The sequence below is a fragment of the Pantoea septica genome (assembly GCF_002095575.1).
Classification (GTDB): domain Bacteria; phylum Pseudomonadota; class Gammaproteobacteria; order Enterobacterales; family Enterobacteriaceae; genus Pantoea; species Pantoea septica.
Map to the genome: position 1 here is coordinate 1 of NZ_MLJJ01000078.1, position 1,417 is coordinate 1,417.

Sequence of the window (1,417 nt, forward strand, 5' to 3'; positions counted from 1 at the left end):
TCAGACCCCAGCCGGCAGGCCCGGAACGCGTCGCGCGGTCCGGTGAAGCTTACCGGCTCTGCCGGTTAGCTGAATGGGGCTGACGACCCGATCAGGGGAGCCGAAGGGGGCCCTTATCCACATCTTCCCTGCACATCCCGCGCGTAAAGCTGTGGATAAACATCTGCAGCCCTTTCCCGATGGTGCATGCAAACAAACGGTTAATTTATGAGCTGTCGTTTCGCTGTAAATCTTTATAAATCAATGGCTGTATTTTCTTCCCGACGGTGAGGATCAAGCGACTTCTTGCGCGTATCAGGAAGCCAGCTAATAATACTGTAAATACATACAGCGCTTTAACAGGGATTTTAGCTATGTTTAACGCCTTTGAGTTGATGCACCCGGCGGACAATCCGCCGCCCAGCTTCAGGCCTCTTTTCCTGGAACGTGTGCCCTGCGGGTTTCCCTCACCCTGTCAGGACTACGCGGAACAGGAGCTCGATCTCAATGAATATCTTATAGCCCACCGGGCAAGCACCTTTTTCCTGCGCGCGCAGGGCAACAGCATGCAGGACATTGGCCTGTACGACGGCGACCTGCTTATTGTCGATCGCTCCCTGACGCCGGAGCACAACGACGTGGTTATCGCCGAGCTTTACGGCGAATTCACGGTAAAGCGCCTTTTGCTTACGCCGAAGGGGCCCGTTCTGCAGCCCATGAATCCCGCCTGGCCCGTCATTATTCCGGACCCGGACACGCTTGAGATCTTCGGCGTAGTGGTGCACTTCGTGCATACCCCCCGCAAAAGGAACTGACATGTTTGGCCTGATTGATGTGAACAGCTTTTACGCCAGCGCGGAGAAGGTATTCCGGCCCGACCTGAAAAATGCGCCGGTGGCCATCCTGTCGAATAACGACGGCTGCGTTATCGCGCGTAGCAAGGAAGCCAAAAAGTACGTGAAAATGGGCGATCCGTGGTTCAAGATAAAGAACCAGCAATTCCCTGAAAAGATTCATATATCTCAAGTAATTACGCCTTGTACCACTCAATGAGTACGCGGGTGATGTCCTGCATCGAGGAGATGGTGCCGCGTCTGGAGGTATATTCGGTTGACGAAGGGTTCTGTGACTGCACGGGTATGGAAATGGCTATGCCGTACGAGGACTTTGGCCGCATGATCCGGTCGCACGTCAGGGCCTGCACAGGCCTGACCGTCGGCGTCGGACTTGGTCCAACGAAGACCCTGGCGAAGTCGGCACAGTGGGCCGGAAAAGAATGGCCCCAGTTTGGCGGGGTGCTGGCGCTCACGCCGGGGAATCCGAGGCGGACCGAAACGCTGCTGTCGCGACAGCCCGTGGGTGAACTCTGGGGCGTAGGTTCCCGGCTTGAAAAACGCCTGCAGCTGCTCGGCGTGACAACGGCGCTTGACCTGGCACG

Annotated in this window: 1 protein-coding gene and 1 pseudogene; both read left to right on the forward strand. The window is 56.5% G+C overall.

Annotated elements, in window-relative coordinates; all coding sequences use genetic code 11:
- Positions 1-353 precede the first annotated feature (353 nt).
- The gene (gene umuD, locus HA46_RS20580; RefSeq protein ID WP_048787009.1) at positions 354-794 is read left to right on the forward strand and encodes a translesion error-prone DNA polymerase V autoproteolytic subunit; all 441 of its coding nucleotides are present in this window, start codon (positions 354-356) and stop codon (positions 792-794) included.
- A 1-nt stretch (position 795) separates the two neighbouring features.
- A pseudogene (locus HA46_RS21230) lies at positions 796-1,417 on the forward strand (Y-family DNA polymerase); the annotation flags it as partial.

Coding starts and splice junctions, on each gene's coding strand:
- umuD (WP_048787009.1), top strand. CDS start 354: ATGTTTAACGCCTTTGAGTTGATGCACCCGGCGGACAATCCGCCGCCC.